This is a genomic window from Streptomyces sp. NPDC004561, from assembly GCF_053602155.1.
The window spans coordinates 1-7,131 of record NZ_JBSGDB010000447.1; the positions used below are offsets into that span (position 1 = coordinate 1).

6 protein-coding genes and 1 pseudogene are annotated in these 7,131 nt (G+C 69.9%); all 7 read left to right on the top strand.

Features of this window, described 5'->3' with window-relative positions; translation table 11 throughout:
* A pseudogene (locus ACWEN3_RS37260) lies at positions 1-1,797 on the top strand (zinc carboxypeptidase); the annotation flags it as partial.
* 297 nt (positions 1,798-2,094) lie between these two features.
* A complete protein-coding gene (gene gap, locus ACWEN3_RS37265) occupies positions 2,095-3,105 on the top strand; it encodes a type I glyceraldehyde-3-phosphate dehydrogenase (protein ID WP_452980399.1) in 1,011 nt (336 codons plus the stop codon).
* 132 nt (positions 3,106-3,237) lie between these two features.
* The gene (locus ACWEN3_RS37270) at positions 3,238-4,449 is read left to right on the top strand and encodes a phosphoglycerate kinase (RefSeq protein WP_452980402.1); all 1,212 of its coding nucleotides are present in this window, start codon (positions 3,238-3,240) and stop codon (positions 4,447-4,449) included.
* Between the two features lie 3 nt (positions 4,450-4,452).
* The gene (gene tpiA / locus ACWEN3_RS37275) at positions 4,453-5,229 is read left to right on the top strand and encodes a triose-phosphate isomerase (protein WP_452980405.1); all 777 of its coding nucleotides are present in this window, start codon (positions 4,453-4,455) and stop codon (positions 5,227-5,229) included.
* 108 nt (positions 5,230-5,337) lie between these two features.
* Positions 5,338-5,574, top strand: a complete 237-nt coding sequence (gene secG, locus ACWEN3_RS37280) for a preprotein translocase subunit SecG (RefSeq protein ID WP_452980408.1) — start codon at positions 5,338-5,340, stop codon at positions 5,572-5,574.
* Positions 5,575-5,783: 209 nt separating this feature from the next.
* On the top strand, positions 5,784-6,119 hold the full coding sequence (locus ACWEN3_RS37285; protein ID WP_003957010.1) for an RNA polymerase-binding protein RbpA: 336 nt from the start codon (positions 5,784-5,786) through the stop codon (positions 6,117-6,119).
* 113 nt (positions 6,120-6,232) lie between these two features.
* Positions 6,233-7,131 (top strand): MFS transporter (locus ACWEN3_RS37290; RefSeq protein ID WP_452980411.1); only part of this gene is annotated, 899 nt, incomplete at its 3' end.

The following is a 7,131-nucleotide window of genomic DNA, read 5'->3' on the forward strand; positions in this document are numbered from 1 at the left end:
ATGTCGACCTGCCAGACCGCGGCGAACGTCGATCCCAACGACGCCTGGCGGCCCGAGGACTGCCGGTCGGTCTTCAGCTTCCCCGACGACGAGAAGCTGATCCAGCAGGAGTTCGAGAAGAACGTCCCCTTCGCGCTGTCCGTCGCCGAGACCGCCGCACACCCGGACCGGCCGGTCTCCTCGGTCGGTCTGAGCGCGGCGGACTTCACCCCGGCCGCGTTCTCCACGTCGTACTCCCGGGGCGCGGACCAGGAGGTCTCGGTCGTCGTCCGCAAGGCGATCCGCGACAAGGAGCTCAAGTACCGCGTCAACGGCGGCCGTACGCTCGACCAGGCGCTCAGGCCCTGGAAGGGCGGCCGGACCTACGGCGGCGGGGACAACCTCTACTTCGACGAGTACCGGGCCAGGGTGCGGGACGGCGCACCGGGCGACAAGGTCGACGTGTGGTTCACCGGAGAGACCGGGAGCGGGAAGAAGGTCGCCAGTTCCCACTTCACGTACACGGTCGCCGAGCGGCCCGCGGCGGACGCCCTCGTCGTGGCCGAGGAGGGCGCGGCCGCCGCGCAGGCGCAGAAGTACGTGGACGCGCTGAAGGCGGCCGGGCACCGGGCGATCGTGTGGGACGTGGCGAGCCAGGGCGTGCCGGACACGCTCGGCGTGCTGAAGCACTTCGGGACGGTCGTGCACTACTCCGGCGCCAACGGCCCCGGCAACCCCACCCAGCTCCAGCTGCGCGCCTACCTCAACGAGGGCGGCAGGCTGATCGAGGCGGGCGAGCTGGCCGGCGGCAGCGTCGACCTCGGCGACGGCACCCTCTCGGACGACTTCAGCCAGTACTACCTCGGCGCCTACAGCCGTACGTCGACCAAGGGCGCGACCGGCTTCACCGGCTCGGGTGAACTCGACGGCTACACCGGTGCCCTCGCCGACGCGCCCGGCAACCCGCTGGACAGGGCCGGCACCTACGGTGTGACCTCGGACGAGCTGTCACCGCAGAAGTACCCGCAGTTCAAGAGCGCGGGCGCGGGCCGGTTCGCCGGGACGGTGAACCCGTACGGCCCGTACAGCGGTTCCTACATGGCCGCCGCCGTGCACACCGACGACGCCTACAAGCGCCTCACGCGCACCATCGACCTCACCGGTGTCAGCGCCGCCGACAAGCCGGCCCTGAGCGCCCGGCTGCTGTGGGACACCGAGCCCGGCTACGACCACGCCGTCGTCGAGGCGCACACCGTGGGGGCCGACGACTGGACGACCCTGCCGGAGGCGGGAGGGGCCACCAGGGCGACGGTGCCGGCCGACTGCGGGGCCGGGTTCCTGATCGGCGAGCACCCCTGGCTGAAGCACTACCTGACGCTCGCGGACAACGCCTGCGCGGCGACCGGCACCAGCGGCTCCTGGAACAGCCTCACCGGCAGCTCCGGCGGCTGGCGGCAGGTGGGCTTCGACCTGAGCGCGTACGCCGGCAAGTCGGTGGAGGTGTCCGTCAGCTACATCACCGACCCGGGCACCGGCGGGCACGGCGTCCTCCTGGACGACGCCTCGCTCGTCGTCGGCGGCGCGGCGAAGGAGACCGAGGGCTTCGAGACGTCCCTGGGCACCTGGAAGGCCGCCGGACCGCCCCCGGGCAGCCCGGCCGTCCTGAAGGACTGGGCGCGCACCGGGGCCCTGTTCCAGACGTACGGAGCGGTCACCACGGACGACACCGTGCTGCTCGGTTTCGGGCTGGAACAGGTGCCGTCGGCGGCCGATCGGGCGGCTCTGATGAGGAAGGCGCTCGCGTCCCTCGACAGGTGAGCGGAACCCCCTCTCAACAGTGCGGAAAACGGGTACTCGACAGGTGAGCCGACCCGCTCACGAACGAGTGAAAACAGCGTCAGTAAGGGGCCGCATTCCGTAACAAATACGAGCGAAGCCACTGGCGATCCCTGGTGGTCCGTACCCCTACTGGCGGGTACGGACTGCCTGCCCGTGTATGCGGCATCTCGATGTCACTCAGGGGGCCTCAGAGAGGTAGGGTCGGTGGTGGTCGGGGACATCCCAAACAGAGCTCGCCGGCACCGCATGGCCGGCGTACCACGAGGAGATCGGTTCGTGACGATCCGCGTAGGCATCAACGGCTTCGGCCGCATCGGGCGAAACTACTTCCGCGCACTCCTGGAGCAGGGTGCCGACATCGAGGTTGTGGCTGTCAACGACCTGGGTGACACCGCGACCACCGCTCACCTGCTCAAGTACGACACGATCCTGGGTCGCCTCAAGCAGGAGGTCTCCCACACCGCCGACACCATCACCGTCGACGGCCACACCATCAAGGTGCTCTCCGAGCGCAACCCGGCCGACATCCCCTGGGGCGAGCTGGGCGTCGACATCGTCATCGAGTCGACCGGCATCTTCACCAAGAAGGAAGACGCCGCGAAGCACATCGCCGGCGGCGCCAAGAAGGTCCTCATCTCGGCTCCGGCCAAGGATGAGGACATCACCATCGTGATGGGCGTCAACCAGGACAAGTACGACCCGGCGAAGCACCACGTCATCTCCAACGCCTCCTGCACCACCAACTGCGTGGCCCCGATGGCGAAGGTCCTCGACGAGAACTTCGGCATCGTCAAGGGTCTGATGACCACGGTGCACGCGTACACGAACGACCAGCGCATCCTGGACTTCCCGCACAAGGACCTGCGCCGCGCCCGTGCCGCCGCCGAGAACATCATCCCGACCACCACCGGTGCCGCCAAGGCCACCGCCCTGGTCCTGCCGCAGCTCAAGGGCAAGCTGGACGGCATCGCCATGCGCGTGCCGGTTCCCACCGGCTCCGCCACCGACCTCGTCGTGCAGCTCCAGCGCGAGGTCACCAAGGACGAGGTCAACGCCGCGTTCAAGAAGGCCTCCGAGGACGGCGACCTCAAGGGCTACCTGGCCTACACCGAGGACGCGATCGTCTCCTCGGACATCGTCGGCGACCCGGCCTCCTGCACCTTCGACTCCTCCCTGACCATGGTTCAGGACGGCAACTCGGTGAAGATCCTCGGCTGGTACGACAACGAGTGGGGCTACTCCAACCGCCTCGTCGACCTCACGGTCTTCGTCGGCGACCAGCTCTGATCGCAAGCAGGACCTCGCAGTGAGAGCAGGGCTCGGGCAGCGCACCGTCGCGCTGTCCGGGCCCTGTCACGCGTACGGAGCACGTCCTTTTACGATCAGGTGCACCACGAGCCCTCCCCAGGAGTCCACTCAATGAAGACGATCGACGAACTTCTCGCCGCCGGCGTGAGCGGCAAGCGGGTCTTCGTCCGCGCCGACCTCAACGTGCCGCTCGCGAGCGGCACCATCACCGACGACGGCCGGATCCGCGCTGTGCTGCCCACCGTGAAGGCCCTCGCGGACGCGGGCGCCAAGGTGGTCGTCGCCTCGCACCTGGGCCGCCCCAAGGGCGCCCCGGACCCCGCCTTCTCCCTCGCTCCGGCCGCCTCCCGCCTGGGTGAACTCCTCGGCTCCGCCGTGGCCTTCGCGACCGACACCGTCGGGCAGTCCGCCCGGGACACGGTCGCCGGCCTCGTCGACGGCCACGTCGCCGTCCTGGAGAACCTGCGCTTCAACCCGGGCGAGACGGCCAAGGACGACGCCGAGCGCGGCGCCTTCGCCGACCAGCTCGCCGCCCTCGCCGACGTCTACGTCGGCGACGGCTTCGGCGCCGTGCACCGCAAGCACGCCTCCGTCTACGACCTCCCGGCCAGGCTGCCGCACTACGCCGGCTACCTGATCGCCACCGAGGTCGGCGTCCTCAAGCAGCTCACCGAGGACGTCAGGCGCCCGTACGTCGTCTCGCTCGGCGGCGCCAAGGTCTCCGACAAGCTCGCCGTCATCGACCAGCTGCTCACCAAGGCCGACCGGCTGCTCATCGGCGGCGGCATGGCCTACACCTTCCTCAAGGCCAAGGGGTACGAGGTCGGCATCTCCCTCCTGCAGGAGGACCAGATCCCGGCCGTCACCGGGTACCTGGAGCGCGCCGAGAAGCTGGGCGTGGAGCTGGTGCTCCCCGTCGACGTCGTGGTCTCCCGGGAGTTCCCGGACCTGAAGGCCCAGGCGCCGACCGAGCACACCGTGGTCGACGCGGACAAGATCCCCGCCGACCAGGAGGGCCTGGACATCGGCCCGAAGACCCGAGAGCTGTACGCCTCGAAGCTCGCCGACGCGCAGACCGTCTTCTGGAACGGTCCCATGGGCGTCTTCGAGCACCCCGACTACGCCGAGGGCACCAAGGCGGTCGCCCAGGCCCTCGTCGACTCGAACGGTTTCACCGTCGTGGGCGGCGGTGACTCCGCCGCGGCCGTGCGTACGCTCGGCTTCGACGAGAACGCATTCGGCCACATCTCGACCGGTGGCGGCGCCTCCCTCGAATACCTCGAGGGCAAGACGCTCCCCGGCCTCGCCGCACTGGAGGACTGACCTTTGAGTACGCGCACGCCGCTGATGGCGGGCAACTGGAAGATGAACCTCAACCACCTCGAGGCCATCGCGCACGTCCAGAAGCTCGCCTTCGCCCTGGCCGACAAGGACTACGAGGCCGTCGAGGTCGCCGTCCTGCCGCCCTTCACCGACCTGCGCTCCGTGCAGACCCTGGTCGACGGCGACAAGCTCAAGATCAAGTACGGCGCCCAGGACATCTCGCAGCACGACTCCGGCGCCTACACCGGCGAGATCTCCGGCCCGATGCTGGCCAAGCTGAAGTGCACCTACGTGGTCATCGGCCACTCCGAGCGCCGCCAGTACCACAACGAGACCGACGAGCTGGTGAACGCCAAGGTCAAGGCCGCCTACAAGCACGGCCTGACCCCGATCCTGTGCGTCGGCGAGGAGCTGGACGTCCGCGAGGCGGGCAACCACGTCACCCACACCCTCACCCAGGTCGAGGGCGGTCTGAAGGACCTCTCGGCCGAGCAGGCCGAGTCCGTCGTGATCGCCTACGAGCCCGTGTGGGCCATCGGCACCGGCAAGGTGTGCGGCGCCGAGGACGCGCAGGAGGTCTGCGCCGCCATCCGCGCCAAGATCGCCGAGCTGTACTCCCAGGACGTGGCCGACCAGGTCCGCATCCAGTACGGCGGCTCCGTGAAGGCCGGCAACGTCGCCGAGATCATGTCCAAGGCCGACATCGACGGCGCCCTGGTCGGCGGCGCCTCGCTGGACGCCGACGAGTTCGTCAAGATCGTGCGCTTCCGCGATCAGTGACGCCTGCCGTGAGTAGGCGGTAGCGGCGATACGTCGTACTCTTGCGGGGGCACAGCCCGGACGCTGTGCCCCCGTCGTCCATCCGAATCCGAGGAAGTTGGTCCAGCCGTGGTTTTGGGGTTCTCGATCGCCCTGATCGTCTTCAGCCTGCTGCTGATGCTGCTGGTGCTGATGCACAAGGGGAAGGGCGGCGGCCTCTCCGACATGTTCGGTGGCGGCATGCAGTCCTCCGTCGGCGGCTCCTCGGTCGCCGAGCGCAACCTGGACCGGATCACCATCGTGATCGGCCTGCTGTGGTTCGCGTGCGTCATCGTCCTCGGCATCCTGATGAAGACGAACGGCTGACAGCCGCCCGCAGGCACACACATTCCGTACGTAAGGCCCCATGTTCGGTACGCGCCCCTGAGCGCGGCCTATCATGGGGCTTGCGTCTGTGTGTGGGGGTGGTAACTCCAATCACTGGACGCGCGTTGGGCCTTACGTAGACTGAGGCGCTCGCAGCGAAGCGAAACGCCGACTCGCTTCGCGGCACCATCACGCAGGGAGTTACGACCGTGGCAAGTGGCAACGCGATCCGAGGTAGCCGGGTCGGGGCGGGGCCGATGGGCGAGGCCGAGCGCGGCGAGTCCGCGCCGCGTCTGCGCATCTCCTTCTGGTGCTCCAACGGGCACGAGACGCAGCCGAGCTTCGCCAGCGACGCGCAGGTTCCCGACACCTGGGACTGCCCGCGCTGCGGCTTCCCGGCCGGACAGGACCGGGACAACCCGCCGGACCCGCCGCGCACCGAGCCGTACAAGACGCATCTCGCGTACGTACGGGAGCGGCGCAGCGACGCGGACGGCGAGGCGATCCTCGCCGAGGCGCTCGCCAAACTGCGGGGCGAGATCTAGCGGTTCCCCTTCGGCCGGGCGTTCGGCCCGAGCCGTGTCCGCCCGCGGGCCCGACCGATTGTCAGTGGTGCCCTCTACGGTTTTCGTGAAGGCGAGAACCGCGAGGGGGAGTTGTGGCGGCGGTCGAGACGGGGGAGAGGCATGCGCCCGCGTGGCGCGGGGGCTTCGGGCGGCTGTGGACGGCCGCCGTGGTGTCCAGGTTCGGGGACGCCCTGCGCGGAGCCGCCCTGCCGCTGCTCGCCGCCTCGCTGACCGACCGGCCCCTGCTCATCGCCTCGGTCACCGCCTGCGGTTATCTGCCCTGGCTCCTCTTCGGGCTGCTCGGCGGAGCGCTCGCCGACCGGGTGGACCAGCGGCGCGCGATGTGGACCGTGGACGCGGTACGAGGGCTGCTCATGGCGTCCTTCGCCGTGGCCGTCGCGCTCGGCCACGCCTCGATCGCGCTGCTCGTCGCGCTGGCCTTCACGCTGACGCTGCTCCAGACGCTGTTCGACAACGCCGCCACGGCCCTGCTGCCCGCCCTGGTCGACCCGGAGGCCCTCGGCAGTGCCAACGCCCGGCTGATGACCGGGCAGAAGATCGCCGGCGGCCTGCTCGGGGCGCCCGTCGTGCCGCTGCTGATCGCCGCCGGAGCGGCCGTCCCCTTCCTGACCGACGCAGCCACCTTCCTGCTGGCCGCCGCCCTGGTCGTCTCCCTGCGGACCGCCCCGCCCGAGCGCGCGCCGAGAGCCGCGGGAAGCACCCTGCGCCGGGAGATCGCCGCCGGGCTGCGCACCCTGTGGCACGACCGGGCCCTGCGGGGGCTGTGCGCCGCCACGGCCCTGTGCAACATCGGCATGGGCGCCCTGATCGCCACCCTGGTGATCCTGGTGACCGGCTGGCTGCACGCGGGCACCGCGGGATACGCGGCGGCGACGACCGCGTACACGGTCGGCGGTCTGGCCGGGGGAGCGCTGAACCGGCGGATCACGGCCCGGTTCGGCCCGCTGCGGACCGTGCTGCTCGCCGGCAC